Source organism: Pseudomonas sp. RC10-4-2 (genome assembly GCF_050433085.1).
Lineage (GTDB): Bacteria > Pseudomonadota > Gammaproteobacteria > Pseudomonadales > Pseudomonadaceae > Pseudomonas > Pseudomonas aeruginosa.
The window spans coordinates 346648-361417 of record NZ_JBNPXX010000008.1; the positions used below are offsets into that span (position 1 = coordinate 346648).

General features: G+C 64.3%; 16 protein-coding genes. 8 read left to right on the plus strand and 8 right to left on the minus strand.

Annotated elements, in window-relative coordinates; all coding sequences use genetic code 11:
* Positions 1-59 precede the first annotated feature (59 nt).
* Positions 60-482 (plus strand): OsmC family protein, encoded by a 423-nt coding sequence (locus FHW81_RS29445; RefSeq protein WP_003085219.1) that lies wholly within the window; start codon positions 60-62, stop codon positions 480-482.
* 319 nt (positions 483-801) lie between these two features.
* Entirely contained in the window at positions 802-1596 is a 795-nt protein-coding gene (gene speD, locus FHW81_RS29450) for an adenosylmethionine decarboxylase (protein ID WP_003101641.1), read from the plus strand.
* 54 nt (positions 1597-1650) lie between these two features.
* Here the strand turns inward: speD and coq7 are convergent, their stop codons facing one another.
* Complete coding sequence (coq7, locus tag FHW81_RS29455; RefSeq protein ID WP_003085224.1) at positions 1651-2298, minus strand: 2-polyprenyl-3-methyl-6-methoxy-1,4-benzoquinone monooxygenase; 648 nt, start codon at positions 2296-2298, stop codon at positions 1651-1653.
* Between the two features lie 99 nt (positions 2299-2397).
* Entirely contained in the window at positions 2398-2736 is a 339-nt protein-coding gene (locus tag FHW81_RS29460; RefSeq protein WP_003085225.1) for a histidine triad nucleotide-binding protein, read from the minus strand.
* A 78-nt stretch (positions 2737-2814) separates the two neighbouring features.
* Between FHW81_RS29460 and FHW81_RS29465 the strand changes: the two genes are divergently transcribed.
* Entirely contained in the window at positions 2815-4296 is a 1482-nt protein-coding gene (locus tag FHW81_RS29465) for an AAA family ATPase (RefSeq protein ID WP_034054806.1), read from the plus strand.
* A gap of 39 nt (positions 4297-4335) precedes the next feature.
* On the opposite strand, the gene FHW81_RS29470 is transcribed toward FHW81_RS29465, so the two are convergent.
* The 4 genes from FHW81_RS29470 to hemJ form a co-directional block, all read right to left on the minus strand.
* On the minus strand, positions 4336-5136 hold the full coding sequence (locus FHW81_RS29470; RefSeq protein ID WP_003142814.1) for an SDR family NAD(P)-dependent oxidoreductase: 801 nt from the start codon (positions 5134-5136) through the stop codon (positions 4336-4338).
* Between the two features lie 60 nt (positions 5137-5196).
* Positions 5197-6273: a DUF805 domain-containing protein gene (locus FHW81_RS29475; protein ID WP_034054807.1), complete on the minus strand. Its 1077-nt coding sequence runs from the start codon at positions 6271-6273 to the stop codon at positions 5197-5199.
* A gap of 121 nt (positions 6274-6394) precedes the next feature.
* Positions 6395-7363, minus strand: coding sequence for an NAD(P)H-dependent flavin oxidoreductase (locus FHW81_RS29480; RefSeq protein ID WP_003117983.1), 969 nt, complete (start codon positions 7361-7363; stop codon positions 6395-6397).
* A gap of 16 nt (positions 7364-7379) precedes the next feature.
* Positions 7380-7802, minus strand: a complete 423-nt coding sequence (gene hemJ / locus FHW81_RS29485) for a protoporphyrinogen oxidase HemJ (RefSeq protein ID WP_023091403.1) — start codon at positions 7800-7802, stop codon at positions 7380-7382.
* Between the two features lie 290 nt (positions 7803-8092).
* On the opposite strand from hemJ, the gene argC reads away from it, so the two are divergent.
* From argC to erpA, 4 genes are all read left to right on the plus strand, one after another.
* Entirely contained in the window at positions 8093-9127 is a 1035-nt protein-coding gene (gene argC, locus FHW81_RS29490) for an N-acetyl-gamma-glutamyl-phosphate reductase (protein WP_003085247.1), read from the plus strand.
* Positions 9127-9846: a DUF6776 family protein gene (locus tag FHW81_RS29495; protein WP_003085249.1), complete on the plus strand. Its 720-nt coding sequence runs from the start codon at positions 9127-9129 to the stop codon at positions 9844-9846. The genes argC and FHW81_RS29495 overlap by 1 nt, the downstream gene beginning before the upstream one ends.
* On the plus strand, positions 9847-10269 hold the full coding sequence (locus FHW81_RS29500; protein ID WP_003120826.1) for a bactofilin family protein: 423 nt from the start codon (positions 9847-9849) through the stop codon (positions 10267-10269).
* A gap of 77 nt (positions 10270-10346) precedes the next feature.
* The gene (erpA, locus tag FHW81_RS29505) at positions 10347-10697 is read left to right on the plus strand and encodes an iron-sulfur cluster insertion protein ErpA (protein WP_003085254.1); all 351 of its coding nucleotides are present in this window, start codon (positions 10347-10349) and stop codon (positions 10695-10697) included.
* 53 nt (positions 10698-10750) lie between these two features.
* On the opposite strand, the gene FHW81_RS29510 is transcribed toward erpA, so the two are convergent.
* Together FHW81_RS29510 and FHW81_RS29515 are read right to left on the minus strand one after the other, a co-directional pair.
* Positions 10751-11842, minus strand: a complete 1092-nt coding sequence (locus tag FHW81_RS29510) for an anhydro-N-acetylmuramic acid kinase (protein ID WP_003142820.1) — start codon at positions 11840-11842, stop codon at positions 10751-10753.
* Positions 11843-11844: 2 nt separating this feature from the next.
* Complete coding sequence (locus FHW81_RS29515) at positions 11845-13284, minus strand: peptidoglycan DD-metalloendopeptidase family protein (RefSeq protein ID WP_253948314.1); 1440 nt, start codon at positions 13282-13284, stop codon at positions 11845-11847.
* Positions 13285-13472: 188 nt separating this feature from the next.
* On the opposite strand from FHW81_RS29515, the gene tyrS reads away from it, so the two are divergent.
* Entirely contained in the window at positions 13473-14672 is a 1200-nt protein-coding gene (gene tyrS, locus FHW81_RS29520) for a tyrosine--tRNA ligase (protein WP_003113167.1), read from the plus strand.
* The last annotated feature ends 98 nt before the right edge of the window (positions 14673-14770 follow it).

A 14770-nucleotide genomic window follows, 5' to 3' on the forward strand; every position in this document is an offset into this window, starting at 1 on the left:
CCGTACTGTCCTTGGGCCCTGTGCTAAGCTGGCGCCCTTTGCCGGCGGGAGTCTGAACGATGAAAGCGCGTATCCAGTGGGCGGGCGAGGCGATGTTCCTCGGCGAGTCCGGTAGCGGCCACGTGGTGGTCATGGACGGTCCGCCGGACCATGGCGGACGCAACCTCGGGGTGCGCCCTATGGAGATGGTCCTGATCGGCCTCGGCGGCTGCACCAACTTCGATGTGGTCAGCATCCTGAAGAAGGCGCGCCAGCCGGTGGAGAGCTGCGAAGCCTTCCTCGAGGCCGAAAGGGCCGACGAGGAGCCCAAGGTGTTCACGAAGATCCACGTGCACTTCGTGGTCAAGGGCCGCGGTCTCAAGGAGGCCCAGGTCAAGCGCGCGGTGGAGCTGTCGGCGGAGAAATACTGCTCGGCGTCGATCATGCTCGGTCGCGGCGGGGTGGAGATCACCCACGACTACGAGATCGTCGAACTCGGCTGAGACGACATCCGGTCATCATAAAAGGGGCGCAAACTCTGGCGGAGGCTTGATTGGCTCTGCATAATGCGCCCCTTTTTTCGTGCCGCGCGATTCCGTCGGGCGGCCGTTCAGTTCGGAAGATTCTTCCGCTCTGATAGACGTTTCCCGAGCCATCCCGGTCGGGTGACCAATGGCGCCAGCCGGCGCCCGTGCAACTCAACAAACCACAATCGCCATCGCGAAGAGGTGTTAACCGTCCTACGCAGGTGCGTCGTTCGCATCTGACGGGCATGCCCCAACCCTGCGGCAGAGCCGCAAGCAACCGAGAGAGTTCCCCACGGTGAAAAGCAAACTCAAGCTCCACGGGTTCAACAACCTGACGAAGACCTTGAGCTTCAACATCTACGACATCTGCTACGCCGAGACGCCCGAAGACCTCCAGGCCTACGTGCAGTACATCGACGAAGAGTATGACGCGGAGCGTCTGACGCAGATTCTTACCGATGTTGTCGACATCATCGGCGCCAATATCCTGAACATCGCGCGTCAGGACTACGACCCCCAGGGCGCCAGCGTGACCATCCTGATCTCCGAGCAGCCGGTCACTCCGACCGACAGCCAGATCGAAGAGTCCCCGGGCCCGCTGCCGGACACCATCCTGGCGCACCTGGACAAGAGCCACATCACCGTGCATACCTACCCGGAAATCCATCCGGTGGACGGCATCGCGACCTTCCGCGTGGACATCGACGTTTCCACCTGCGGAGTGATCTCCCCGCTGAAGGCCCTGAACTACCTGATCCACCAGTTCGACTCGGACATCGTCACGGTCGACTATCGGGTCCGCGGCTTCACCCGCGACATCGAGGGGCGCAAGCATTTCATCGACCACGAGATCAACTCGATCCAGAACTATCTCTCCGACGACACGCGCGAGGCCTACCAGATGACCGACGTGAACGTGTACCAGGAGAACCTGTTCCACACCAAGATGCTGCTCAAGGACTTCGAACTGGAGAACTACCTGTTCGGCGACGCTACCCGGACGCTCTCGGCGGAACAGCGTGAGCAGGTCACGGAACGGCTCAAGCACGAAATGCTGGAGATCTTCTACGCGCGCAACATGCCGCGCTGATCGCACACGAGAAAGAAAAAGCCCGCTTCGAGCGGGCTTTTTCATGCGTGCGATTCAGATGCGGTAGGTGCTCTTGGTCATCACCTTCGCCAGCAGGCTCATGCCCAGCTTCACCGGTGCCGGGAAGCGCAGGCCGCCGGCGGCCAGGGCGTTGCTCGAATGCTGTTCCTCGTCGATACGCATCTGCTCGAGGATGGCACGGGATTTCCGATCCTCCTGGGGAATCTGCGCCAGGTGTTCGTCCAGATGCTTGCACACCTGGTCTTCGGTGGCGGCGACGAAGCCCAGGCTGACCCGGTCGCTGACCAGCCCGGCGGCGGCACCGACGCCGAAGGACAGGCCGTAGAAGATCGGATTGAGGACGCTGGGACGGCTGCCCAACTGGCGGATGCGTTGCTCGCACCAGGCCAGGTGGTCGATCTCCTCCTCGGCGGCTTCCTCCATCGCCTCGCGGACCTCGGGCAGCTTGGCGGTCAGCGACTGGCCCTGGTACAGCGCCTGGGCGCAGACCTCGCCGGTGTGGTTGATGCGCATCAGGCCGGCGATATGGCGGGTGTCTTCCTCGCTCAGTTCGCCATCGGGTTCCACGATGGCCGGCGACGGTCGCGCCGGCTGGCCGCTGAACGGCAGCAGGGTGCGCAGGGCGGAGTCGGCCTGCAGCAGGAAACGGTCGATGGGCGAATAGTGGCGGTCGGCGGACATGGCGCACCTCCGGAAACGAAAGATCGCACCAGTTTACCGGAAGTGCGCTGATAGCAGGATGTTGCGGACGGGCTGCGATGTCGCAGCGCCAGCAGGGATTCAACCCGGCGGCCAGTGCATCTGGCGTTGACCCAGCACGTGCATGTGGATGTGGTGCACGGTCTGCCCGCCAAGGTCGTTGCAGTTCATCACCACACGGAAGCCTTCCTCGCAGCCCTGCTCCCGGGCCAGGCGCTGGGCGGTGAAGAGGATATGGCCTGCCAGCGGCCGGTCGGCCTCGGTCAGGTGCTCGAGGGTGGGAATGTGCCTTTTCGGGATGACCAGGAAGTGCACCGGCGCCTGCGGGCCGATATCGTGAAACGCGACAACTTCCTCGTCTTCGTAGAACTTGCGCGCGGGAACTTCCCCCGCCACGATCTTGCAGAACAGACAGTCCATGGGCGATTCCTCCGGCCTCGGGTGCTTTCCCGAGTGTAGCGGTGCCCGTCGCGACCGCCCAAGCGTGAAGGAGCCGCAGTGAAGAACGACATACACGACCTCGGCCTGGTCCTGGATTCCCGGGTCAAGCTGATCCTGATCGAGTCCTGGGACGAGCCGAAGGTGATGGAAACCCTCACCGGCCTGGCGGTCAGGCGCGGCCTTGGCCTGTATGCCTGGTCGGTGACCGAGGGCGTGCAGCGCCTGGGCTTCGGCGGCGAGCCGCTGGGCGGGGAGGAGAGCCGCGACCCGGTCGCGGCGTTGCGCTTGATCAAGCACGATCAGCAGGCGAATCTCTACGTGCTCTGCGACCTGCATCCTTTCCTTGGCGACAGCCCGACCCTGGTGCGCCTGCTCAAGGAAATCGCCATGGCCGAAGGCAATCATCGACCGACCGTGGTGCTGGTGTCCCATGCGCTGAAGCTGCCGGCCGAAGTGCAGCGCTTCGCCGCGCGGTTCTCGCTGTCCCTGCCCAGCGAGGACGAACTGCTCGGCATCGTCCGCGAGGAAGCGACGCACTGGAGCGAGCGCAACCGTGGTGCCCGCGTGCGCACCGACAACCGCACCCTGCAGCAGGTGGTGAAGAACCTGCGTGGGCTCAGCCATGCCGAGGCGCGGCTGCTGGCGCGCAACGTGATCTGCAACGATGGGGCGATCACCCAGGAGGACCTGCCCGAGCTGAACCGCACCAAGTTCCAGCTACTCGACCTGGAGGGCGTGCTGAGCTTCGAGTACGACACCGCGCGCTTCGCCGAGGTCGGCGGGCTTGCCGCGCTCAAGCGCTGGCTCGGCGAGCGTCAGTCGGCGTTCCTCGCCGGCAAGCCTGGCAACCAGCCGAAGGGCATGATGCTGGTCGGCGTACAGGGCGCCGGCAAGAGCCTGGCGGCCAAGGCGGTGGCCGGCCTCTGGGGCTTGCCGTTGCTGCGTCTGGATTTCGCCTGTCTCTACAACAAGTACTTCGGCGAAACCGAGCGCAACCTGCGCGAGGCGCTGCGCCTGGCCGAACAGATGGCGCCCTGCGTGCTGTGGATGGATGAAGTGGAGAAGGGCATTTCTGGTGGCGACCAGGACAACGGCGTCAGTCAGCGCGTGCTGGGTACCCTGCTGACCTGGATGGCCGAGCGCGAGGCGCCGGTCTTCATGGTCGCCACCGCGAACGCTATCGACCGCCTGCCGCCCGAACTGATCCGCAAGGGACGCTTCGACGAATTGTTCTTCGTCGACCTGCCGACGCCGGAGGTTCGCGCCGAGATCTTCCGCATCCACCTGCAACGCCGCGAACTGGAGCCGGCACAGTTCGACCTCCATCTGCTGGCGGCTGCCAGCGAGGGTTTCAGCGGTGCGGAGATCGAGCAGGCGGTGGTGGCGGCACTGTACGCCGGGCAGGCGCGACAGCAGGCGGTGGATCAGGATCTGTTGCTCAGGGAGCTGGCGCGAACCTCGCCGCTGTCGGTGCTGATGGCGGAAAAGCTCGCCGCGCTGCGGACCTGGGCCAAGGGGCGGGCGGTACCGGCAGACTGAGCCAACGGCGAACCTTGCCGCCCTGCGAGGAGAGGCCGGTCAACCCCGTGGGGCGGAGGGTACCGCCGAGGCGTTGATCCGCGCGGCGAGTCGGCGCACCAGCCAGCGTGGCGCCAGGCGTGGGCTCAGCGCCAGCAGGCGATTGCGCCAACCGGGGACGATCAGGGCGCGGTTCTTGTCCAGCCCGCGCAGGGCCAGCAGCGCGACTTCCTCCGGGGTCATCATCAGCTTGCTCCGGTCGAGCCTGCCGAGCCGCATCCCGGCTTCCCGGAAGAATGCCGTGCGGGTTGGCCCAGGGCACAGCACCGAGACCTTGACGCCGCGCTCTTTCAGTTCTTCCCGCAAGCCTTCCGAGAAGTGCAGGACGTAGGCCTTGCTGGCGTAGTAGTTGCTCATCCAGGCGCCGGGCTGGAAGGCGGCCACCGAGGCGATATTGAGTATCTGGCCACCGCCCTGTGCCACCATGCGGGCGCCGAGGGAGTGGCAAAGGCGGGCCAGGGCCAGGATGTTGAGTTCGATCAGTTCCTGTTCCCGCGCCCATTCCTGGTCGATGAAGGGGCCGGAGGTACCGATCCCGGCATTGTTAACCAGCAGGTCGATCTGTCGTTCGCCCTGTTCCAGTTCGTGCAACAACCCTGACAGTTGCAGCGGCTCGGAAAGATCGCAGGTGCGGAACAGCACTTCCACGCCGAAACGCTGCGCCAGCTCATAGGCGATGCTCTCCAGCGCGTCGCGCTGGCGCGCCACCAGGATCAGAGCGCGACCGCGCCGGGCCAGGGCTTCGGCTAGGGCCAGGCCGATACCGCTGGAAGCGCCGGTGATCAGGGCATAACGGGGCATTCGAGACTTCTCCGAAACGGACGGGGAATTGGACCCCGCCCGTCGCGAGGGGTTGCGTGGCTACTGTTGGTCGTCGTCTTCCATGGCCTCTGCCGCCGCCGTGGCGGCTTCATCGGCTTCGGCCGCCGCTGCGGCGGCCTGCTCGTCGGTGGTGTACGGGTCGGCTGGAGCGCTGGCGCCGCCGTCATAGTTCGCTCGCTCCAGGTAACCCTGGTAGGACGGCAGGGCGATGGCGGCGATGATACCGACTATCGGCAGCAGGATGATCAGACTGGCCAGGACTTTCACCCCGGTGCTGTTCGCCGGCGGCGGCGGACCGTAGCGGTTGGCGCCGGTGCTGCCGGGCAGGACCAGCATCAGGATGCCGAACACGCTGCCGACGAAGGGGACGAAGTTGAGCAGCCAGAGCCAGCCCGACCAGCCGAGGTCATGCAGGCGCTGCACGCCGATCATCACGGCGATGACGATGAAGGCGATCGAGGCCAGGGCGGTGACGGCCACGCCGACGGTTTCGCCGAGCAGGAAGCCCAGGCCCATGATGACCAGGAAGCACAGCGTCATCGCCATCGACCAGCCGAGATAGCGCAGGCGTCCGATCCGGCCGTTGGTGGTGAACACGTTCAGCTCGCCGAACTCGGGGAGGGCGTCGCCGACCTGGGCGCTGGGCGGTGTGTAGGGAGACGCGCCCGCAGCCGCGGTGGTCGCAGGCGCGGCGTTTTCGCCGAGCTGCGCCTGGCGTGCCAGGTACTTCTCGATGATGACGCCGCAGGCCGAACATTCCGCTCCGCTGGGCTGTTCATGGCCGCATTTCGGGCAGGTCATGGGAGGCAGGTCTTGCGCTGGGGTGTCCTCCGCGACCTGGGGGTTGTGATCGGGCGTTTCCACCAGGCTCAGGCTGGCCGCCAGGTCGACTTCCTTGTAGGCATTGGCGCCGGCCTGGCGCAAGGCGGTCAGGTAACGCTCCGCCTCGGCCTCTGGAAGTTCGCGTTTCAGCACCACCGGGCGACCGCCGAAGAGGGCGTCGATCTTGCCCGGTTCGCTCTTGAACAGGCGGGCGAGATTGTCCTTCACGGTTTCGAGCGATGCGTCGGGCATCAGCTCGCCGGAGAAGACGATCTTGAAGCGTTGGTCGGTCATGCAGGCATCCTTGTCAGCTGGGGTGAGAGAAATGCAGCCGACAGCCTAATCGGCGGCCTTGGCGCCCACAAGCGCGAGATGAGAACTCCCGCACAAGCCGGGGCGCCGTGACCCGGCGGTTTCAGCGCGGCCAGCGGTTGGCCAGGCGATCCATGTTCCGCAGGGCGGCGCGATATTCCCGGTCGAGGCGGGCGACCAACTCGTCGACGCCGGGCAAGTCGTCTATGTTGCCCGCGCCCTGGCCGGCGGACCACACGGTCTTCCAGGCCTTGGCCTCGTCGTTCACCGGCTTGAGTTTCTCGCCGTAGTTCATGTCTGCCTTGTCGGTCAGGCGCTTCAGATCGTAGCCGGCGGCCTCCAGGCTTTGCCGCATGAAGCTGGCCGGTACGCCGGACACCGCCGGGGTGTGCACGATGTCGGCGGCGCGTGCCTCTAGGATCATCTGCTTGTAGGCGTCGGAAGCATTGCTCTCGCGGGTGGCGATGAAGCGAGTGCCGAGATAGGCCAGGTCGGCGCCGAGCATCTGTGCGGCGAGAATCTCGTGGCCGTGGTTGATGCAGCCGGCCAACAGCAGGGTCTTGTCGAAGAACTGGCGGATTTCCGCGACCAGCGCGAAAGGGCTCCAGGTCCCGGCGTGCCCGCCCGCGCCGGCCGCCACCGCGATCAGGCCGTCGACCCCGGCCTCGGCGGCTTTTTCGGCGTGGCGGCGGGTGGTGACGTCGTGGAACACCAGGCCGCCGTAGCTATGCACAGCGTCTACCACTTCGCGCACTGCGCCGAGGCTGGTGATGACGATCGGTACGCGGTGCTCGACGCAGATCCGCAGGTCGGCCTGCAACCGCGGATTGGTGTTGTGGACGATCAGGTTCACCGCATAGGGCGCGGGATTGTCCAGCGCCTGCAGGCCGGCCCCGATTTCCTCCAGCCATCCCTCGAAGCCGCTGCTCTCGCGCTGGTTGAGCGCCGGGAAGCTGCCGACGATGCCGCTGCGGCAGCAGGCCAGCACTAACTGCGGGTTGGATACCAGGAACATCGGCGCGGCCACCATCGGCAGTCGCAGGCGTTGGTCGAGCAGGGCGGGCAAGGACATGGACAAGACTCCTGGGTCAGAAAGGTTTGAGCACCACCAGTAGGACGATCAGCAGCAGGAACAGTACAGGCACTTCGTTGAACCAGCGGTAGAACACATGGCTGCGCCCCGGCTCGCCGCGGGCGAAGCGCTTGAGCATGGCGCCGCAGGTGTGGTGGTAGCCGATCAGCAGGACCACCAGGGTCAGCTTGGCGTGCAGCCAGCCTTGGCTCAGCCAGCCGGGGGTGAGATAGAGCATCCAGAGGCCAAGGACCAGGGTGGCGAGCATCGAGGGCATCATGATCCCTCGGTAGAGCTTGCGCTCCATGACGCAGAAGCGTTCCCGGCTGGTCTGGTCCTCGCTCATGGCGTGGTAGACGAACAGGCGCGGCAGGTAGAACAGGCCGGCGAACCAGCAGACCACGGCGATGATATGGAAGGCTTTGAGCCACAGGTACATCAGGACATCCTCTTGATCACGGTGCCCCGATAGTAGAGGGATGGCTGGAACGCGTCACCCTGGCGGCTTGCCGCTGTCTGATTTGCCGGCAGATATGGCCGCATAACAGGTAGGAACATTCGGATAGGGCCTCGCAGCAATTTCTGCCCGACGACCCCGGGGGCTAGACTGCCGACCGAAGGGCCGAACCGGTCGCAAAGCCGGACGCCCAGCGCTGTTCATGCCGGCGCTCGGCTCTTATCATTGGCCTCTTTTGGCTAGCTTGCCTCAGCGCGCGGAGTGATGGACAGATGATCAAGGTCGGCATCGTTGGCGGTACGGGTTATACGGGCGTGGAACTGCTGCGCCTGCTGGCGCAGCATCCGCAGGCCCGGGTGGAAGTGATCACTTCGCGTTCCGAGGCGGGGGTGAAGGTCGCCGACATGTACCCGAACCTGCGAGGTCATTATGACGACCTGCAGTTCAGCGTGCCGGACGCGCAGCGCCTCGGCGCCTGCGACGTGGTGTTCTTCGCCACGCCGCACGGCGTGGCGCACGCGCTGGCTGGCGAACTGCTGGACGCCGGGACCCGGGTCATCGATCTGTCCGCTGACTTCCGCCTGGCGGACGCCGAGGAGTGGGCGCGCTGGTACGGCCAGCCGCATGGCGCTCCGGCGCTGCTCGACGAGGCTGTCTACGGCCTGCCGGAAGTGAACCGCGAGAAGATCCGCCAAGCCCGCCTGATCGCCGTGCCGGGCTGCTACCCGACCGCGACCCAGCTGGGCCTGATCCCGCTGCTGGAGGCCGGCCTGGCCGACGCCTCGCGGCTGATCGCCGATTGCAAGTCCGGGGTCAGCGGCGCCGGTCGGGGTGCCAAGGTTGGCTCGCTGTTTTGCGAGGCGGGCGAAAGCATGATGGCCTACGCGGTCAAAGGGCATCGGCATCTCCCGGAAATCAGCCAGGGCCTGCGTCGGGCCTCCGGCGGCGAGGTCGGGCTGACGTTCGTACCGCACCTGACGCCAATGATCCGCGGTATCCATGCAACCCTTTATGCCCATGTCGCGGATCGCTCGGTCGACCTCCAGGCGTTGTTCGAGAAGCGCTACGCCGACGAACCCTTCGTCGACGTGATGCCGGCCGGCAGCCATCCGGAGACCCGCAGCGTGCGTGGCGCCAATGTCTGCCGAATCGCCGTGCATCGCCCCCAGGGCGGCGACCTGGTGGTGGTGCTGTCGGTGATCGACAACCTGGTCAAGGGCGCCTCGGGTCAGGCGCTCCAGAACATGAACATCCTGTTCGGGCTGGACGAGCGCCTGGGCCTCTCGCATGCGGCCCTGCTCCCCTGATGTCCGGCTGGGAACTCCAGTTCCGTGATCCACGGCGGGCCTGGCTGGTCCGCCTCGGGGTGGGTGCGCTGCTGCTGGCGGTTCCGCTGGCGTTTCTCGGCGGTCGCTGGTCGACCGGGGCGGACGCCGCTCGCAGCGAGGCCGATGCGCAACGCCAGGAAACCCTGATCGGCGAGCAGAAGGCCGAGCTGGAGCGCCTGCGTACCGAAATCGAGGTGTTGCGCAGCGGAGAACGCCTCAGCCAGCAGGCCACCGAACAGAGCCGGCAGACCATCAAGCTGCTTGAGGACCAGGTGTTCAAGCAGCAACAGGACATCGCGTTCTACAAGGGGGTAGTCGCGCCGGCCAGCAAGGCGGATGCGCTGGAAATCCGTGCCTTTGAGGTGCAGGGCACGGACGACCCGCAGCGCTTCCGCTATAAGGTGATGCTCAGCCGCCTGGGCAGGGACGACCGCAAGCTGGATGGGCGGCTGAAAGTCCGCATCAGCGGCAAGCTGGCGCGCAAGGACGCTACCTACGACCTCGAACAGCTCTCGCCGGAACTGGGCAAGACAGGGCTGTCGATTTCCCTCCGGCATTTCCAGTCGATCCCAGAAGGGGGGCGTTTCGCCGAGCTGGAGCTGCCGAAGAACTTCATCCCGAAGCTGATCGACGTACGTGCGGAGCTGAATGGCCAGTCCAAACCGCTACAGCGCCGTTTCGATTGGCCGAAGCAGTGAGTGAGCATTATGTGGAGCAAGAACAAAGGCCGGGCCGACGTCCAGCGTTTCACCGGGCAGACCAGCCTGATCGCCAGCGGCGCCGAACTGGTCGGTGACATGAACCTCAAGGGCGCGGTGCAGATCGACGGCACCGTCCGCGGAGCGTTGCAGGCGCACGAAGGGCTGGTGCGGGTCAGCGCCGGCGGTCGTGTCGACGGCGAAATCCGGGCCCCCCATGTGATCATCGACGGTCAGGTGGATGGCGACATCCATGCCATCGAACGCCTGGAGCTGGGGGCCCAGGCCCGGGTGAAGGGCAATCTTCACTATGGGCTGATCGAAACCGCCATGGGGGCCCAGATCGAGGGCCGCCTGTGCCCGATGACCGAGGCCAGTCCGCGCCCGCTGGAACTGCCTGCCAGCGTGGAAACTGTGGATTAGTTGACCATTTTTCTGGGACAAGAGGATAATGGGCGTAATGTTGTAACGCACGGCCTCAAGCCGGGAGATTCGGAAACATGAGCATCGAGACCTTCACCCCTACGCCCCTGCTCTTTACCCCAGGCGCAGCCAACAAGGTGAAGACGTTGATTGACGAAGAGGGCAATCCTCGCCTGAAACTGCGCGTATTCGTCACCGGCGGCGGTTGCTCGGGCTTCCAGTATGGCTTCACCTTCGACGAAGATATCGCCGATGACGATACCGTGATCGAGCGCGATGGCGTGGGCCTGGTGGTGGACCCGATGAGCTTCCAGTACCTGGCGGGCTCGGAAGTCGACTACCAGGAAGGCCTGGAAGGTTCGAGGTTCGTCATCAAGAACCCGAACGCCGCCACGACTTGCGGTTGCGGACAGTCGTTCTCGATCTGACGTCGATGGGGCCGCTACGAAAACGCCGCGCTTATATGCGCGGCGTTTTCGTTTCAGGCGGGATACAGCGCGCCCAGAGTCCTGGGACCGAGCGCACCGGTCACATCAGGGCAGTTGCCGGGCAGGCGCTCGAGAAACCGATGGGCTAGCCAGGCGAATGCCATGCCCTCCATCCAGGCAGGGGGAATGCCGTATTCGTCGGTACTGGCGACCCGAGCTTCGGGCATCAGCATGGCCAGGCGCTTCATCAGCGCCGTATTGAAGGCGCCGCCGCCGCATACCAGCACCTCTTCGCAGTCCGGCTGGGCGTCCAGCAGCGATTCGCTGATGCTGCGCGCGCTCAGTTCCAGCAGGGTTGCCTGGATATCCGCTGCCGGCAAGGCAGGGTGACGAGCCAGGTGCTCCTGCAGCCAGGGCAGGTTGAAACGCTCGCGCCCGGTGCTCTTGGGGCCACGCGCGGCGAAGAATTCATCCGCCAGCAGGCTTGCCAGCAGTGCGTGGTTCACCTGGCCGCTGGCGGCCCACGCACCGTCCCGGTCGAAATGTTCGCCGCGCTGGTGATGAATCCAGGCGTCCATCAGCACGTTGCCCGGGCCGCAGTCGAAGCCGCGTACCGGCTTTCCGGGACTGAGCAGCGAAACGTTGCTGAAGCCACCGATGTTCAGGACCGCCCTGGAGGCGTCATCATCGCCAAACAGCGCCTGATGGAAGGCCGGTACCAGCGGGGCGCCCTGGCCGCCGGCTGCGACGTCGCGGCGGCGGAAGTCGGCGACGACATCGATGCCGGTCAGCTCCGCCAGCAGGGCGGGGTTGCCGATCTGCACCGTGAAGTGGCGAGCGGGTTCATGTCGGATGGTTTGACCGTGACTGCCGATGGCACGGACTTCGTCGGGGCTCATCTGCTGCTGGAGCAGCAGTTCGCGCACGCCCTGTGCTGCAAGGGCGACCCAGCGTTGCTCGACTTCGGCGGCGCGGGCGATTTCATCGGGACCGGGGACGCACAGGGCGAGGATGTCTTCGCGCAGCCCGGCCGGCATGGGTAGGTAATGGGAAGCGAGCAAGGTGGTGCGATCACCTTGCTCGATCAGGACGATGTCCATGCCGTCCAGGCTGGTTCCGGACATCAACCCCAGGTAGCGCGGCACGATCAGCGCTGCTTGTTCAGGGCCAGGAGGGTTTTCTTCTCCTGATCCATGCGCGCGATCATCGGCTGGGTCTGCGCCATGAAGCGCTTGCGATCTGCGCCACCGAGCGGGTCCGCCATGGGCAGCTTGGCGCTCAGCGGATCGACGTGACGGCCATTGATCTGGAACTCGTAGTGCAGGTGCGGGCCGGTGGCCAGGCCCGTCATGCCCACGTAACCGATGATCTGGCCCTGCTTCACGCTGGTACCGGCGCGGATACCCTTGGCGAAGCGGCTCATGTGTCCGTAGATGGTCCGATAGCGCTGGCCGTGCTGGATCACCACGGCGTTGCCGTAGCCCCCCTTGCGTCCGGCTTCGAGGATCTTGCCGTCTCCGGTGGCCTTGATCGGTGTGCCGATGGGGGCAGCGTAGTCGACGCCCTTGTGCGCGCGGATCTTGTTCAGGATCGGGTGGCGGCGGCCCAGGGAGAAGCGCGAGCTGATGCGGGCGAAATCCACCGGCGTACGGATGAATGCCTTGCGCATGCTGGAGCCGTCGGCGCGGTAGTAGCTGGTATTGCCCTGCTTGTTGGTGTAACGCACGGCGGTGTAGGTCTTGCCGCGGTTGACGAAGCGGGCGGCGAGGATATTGCCGGTCGCCACTTGCTTGCCGTTGACCTTGTGCTGTTCGTAGATCACGTCGAACTCGTCGCCCTCACGCAGATCGAGGGCGAAGTCGATGTCGTAGCCGAAGATGTTCGACAGCGACGTGACCAGGTTATAGGGCAGGCCGGCGTTACGACCGGCAACGAACAGCGAGCTGGTGATGCGGCCATGGGCATAGGCGGTATGCAGGTCTATCTGGGCCTTCACGCGTTTGAAGGAGTAGCCCTTGTCGGTCTTGTCCAGGCCGATGGTCTCGAGTTCGCTCTGCTTGACTCGCAGCGCCTGCAGCTCTCCTTTGGGGTCGAGCTTGAGCTTGACCTCCTGGCCGACCTTCAGATGGGTGAAGCGCTTGGCATCCTTGCTGCTGGTCAGCATGTCGTGCATGGCCGAGGTGGAAAGGCCTGCCTTGGTGAATACGGTCGACAGCGTATCGCCACTGGCGACGGTGATGGTCTTCCACTCGGGATCGACGGGCTTGGTGTCGGCATCGGCTACAGATGTGCCCGGTTTGTCCGAGTCTTGCTCGGCGGTGTTGTCGTCGGAGGCGCCTTCTACCTGAGCGAAAGGCGTGCCTTCGTCGCTGGAATTGGTGACCGATTGCGGCAGGAGGTCGTCTTTCTCCTGAAGGAGGCGATCGGTGTTGCTTTCAAGCTCCAGATTGAGCGTGGTCCTCTTGGCCTCGACTTCGCTCGAGGGGAACACCAGTAGTGCCAAACTGAGGAGCGCTGCAACACCGCTGGCGGCCAACAAGTGGCTTTTCGGGTAATACGGCGGCGCTTTCTGATCGGATTGCGTCATGGCGTGATTGGTGTTTTTGGATTGTGAATAAATAACTGCCTAAAATATAACCAAAATCTCCTTGAATCAAGCCAAAAGTCGCGTCTGGCCTGGCTCCGTCCCCCTGACGGTCGGCAAAATTTGTTTTTAGTCTGCGATCTTGTATGGTTGGTTCCCTTTCGATTTTGGCAATTGGGCAGAACCTGTAAATGAAGTCGGTTGAAGAGCAGCTGGCGCTGATCCAGCGCGGTGCAGACGAGATCCTGGTAGAGGCGGAACTGGTGGCCAAGCTGAAGCGTGGCCAGCCCTTGCGGATCAAGGCCGGCTTCGACCCGACCGCTCCCGATCTGCATCTTGGCCATACCGTGCTTATTAATAAGCTGCGCCAGTTCCAGGACCTGGGGCATCAGGTGATCTTCCTCATCGGCGACTTCACTGGGATGATTGGTGACCCCAGTGGGAAAAGTGTTACCCGTCCTCCCCTGACGCGCGAGCAGGTTCTGGAGAATGCGGAGACGTACAAGTCCCAGGTCTTCAAGATCCTCGACCCGGCCAAGACCGAAGTAGCCTTCAATTCCACCTGGATGGACCAACTGACCCCGGCTGACTTCATTCGTCTTGCCTCTCAGTACACCGTTGCGCGGATGCTGGAGCGTGATGACTTTAGCAAGCGCTATGCCAGCAATCAGCCCATCGCTATCCATGAGTTCCTCTATCCGCTGGTCCAGGGCTATGACTCCGTCGCGCTGAAGGCGGACGTCGAGTTGGGTGGCACCGACCAGAAGTTCAACCTGCTGATGGGGCGCGAGCTGCAGCGTGCCTATGGCCAGGAGGCCCAGGTGATCCTGACCATGCCGTTGCTGGAAGGGCTGGATGGCGTGAAGAAGATGTCCAAGTCGCTGGGCAACTATATTGGTATCCAGGAAGCGCCGGGTGTCATGTACAGCAAGCTGGTCTCCATTCCTGACACGCTGATGTGGCGTTACTTCGAACTGCTCAGCTTCCGTTCCCTGGATGAGATCGATAGCTTCCGCAAGGACGTCGAGGCGGGCGCCAACCCGCGTGACATCAAGATCAAGCTGGCCGAGGAGATCGTCGCCCGCTTCCATGGCGAGGAGGCGGCGGCGAGCGCACACAAGTCGGCCGGCAATCGCCTGAAGGAGGGCGAGCTGCCGGAGGACCTGCCGGAGATCGAGCTGTCGTCCCCCGAGGATATGCCCGTTGCCTCTGTCCTTAATAAGGCGGGGTTGGTGAAGAATGCGGCTGCGGCTCGCGATCTCCTGGGTGCCGGCAGCGTCAAGGTGGATGGGCAGGTCGTCGACCGCACCTTCATGCTGGCGCTGGGTGAAACCCGTGTGTTCCAGGCAGGGAAGAAGGCTTTCGCGCGCATCACGCTGAAAGCTGAATAATTCTTTCAAATAAGTGTTGACGCCAGTTTCTATCTCCCTATAATGCGCACCACTCCCGGCGACGACGAAGAGTAAATGCTTGAAAATCAAGGATTTAC

What these genes read in the sequence shown, in the direction of transcription:
- FHW81_RS29445 (WP_003085219.1), top strand. Translation starts at nt 60, where the DNA reads ATGAAAGCGCGTATCCAGTGGGCGGGCGAGGCGATGTTCCTCGGCGAG.
- hemJ (WP_023091403.1), bottom strand. Translation starts at nt 7,802, where the DNA reads ATGTACCTGTGGCTCAAAGCCTTCCATATCATCGCCGTGGTCTGCTGG.
- erpA (WP_003085254.1), top strand. Translation starts at nt 10,347, where the DNA reads ATGAGCATCGAGACCTTCACCCCTACGCCCCTGCTCTTTACCCCAGGC.
- FHW81_RS29515 (WP_253948314.1), bottom strand. Translation starts at nt 13,284, where the DNA reads ATGACGCAATCCGATCAGAAAGCGCCGCCGTATTACCCGAAAAGCCAC.
- FHW81_RS29460 (WP_003085225.1), bottom strand. Translation starts at nt 2,736, where the DNA reads ATGGACTGTCTGTTCTGCAAGATCGTGGCGGGGGAAGTTCCCGCGCGC.
- FHW81_RS29475 (WP_034054807.1), bottom strand. Translation starts at nt 6,273, where the DNA reads ATGACCGACCAACGCTTCAAGATCGTCTTCTCCGGCGAGCTGATGCCC.
- tyrS (WP_003113167.1), top strand. Translation starts at nt 13,473, where the DNA reads ATGAAGTCGGTTGAAGAGCAGCTGGCGCTGATCCAGCGCGGTGCAGAC.
- argC (WP_003085247.1), top strand. Translation starts at nt 8,093, where the DNA reads ATGATCAAGGTCGGCATCGTTGGCGGTACGGGTTATACGGGCGTGGAA.
- FHW81_RS29495 (WP_003085249.1), top strand. Translation starts at nt 9,127, where the DNA reads ATGTCCGGCTGGGAACTCCAGTTCCGTGATCCACGGCGGGCCTGGCTG.
- FHW81_RS29470 (WP_003142814.1), bottom strand. Translation starts at nt 5,136, where the DNA reads ATGCCCCGTTATGCCCTGATCACCGGCGCTTCCAGCGGTATCGGCCTG.
- FHW81_RS29480 (WP_003117983.1), bottom strand. Translation starts at nt 7,363, where the DNA reads ATGTCCTTGCCCGCCCTGCTCGACCAACGCCTGCGACTGCCGATGGTG.
- coq7 (WP_003085224.1), bottom strand. Translation starts at nt 2,298, where the DNA reads ATGTCCGCCGACCGCCACTATTCGCCCATCGACCGTTTCCTGCTGCAG.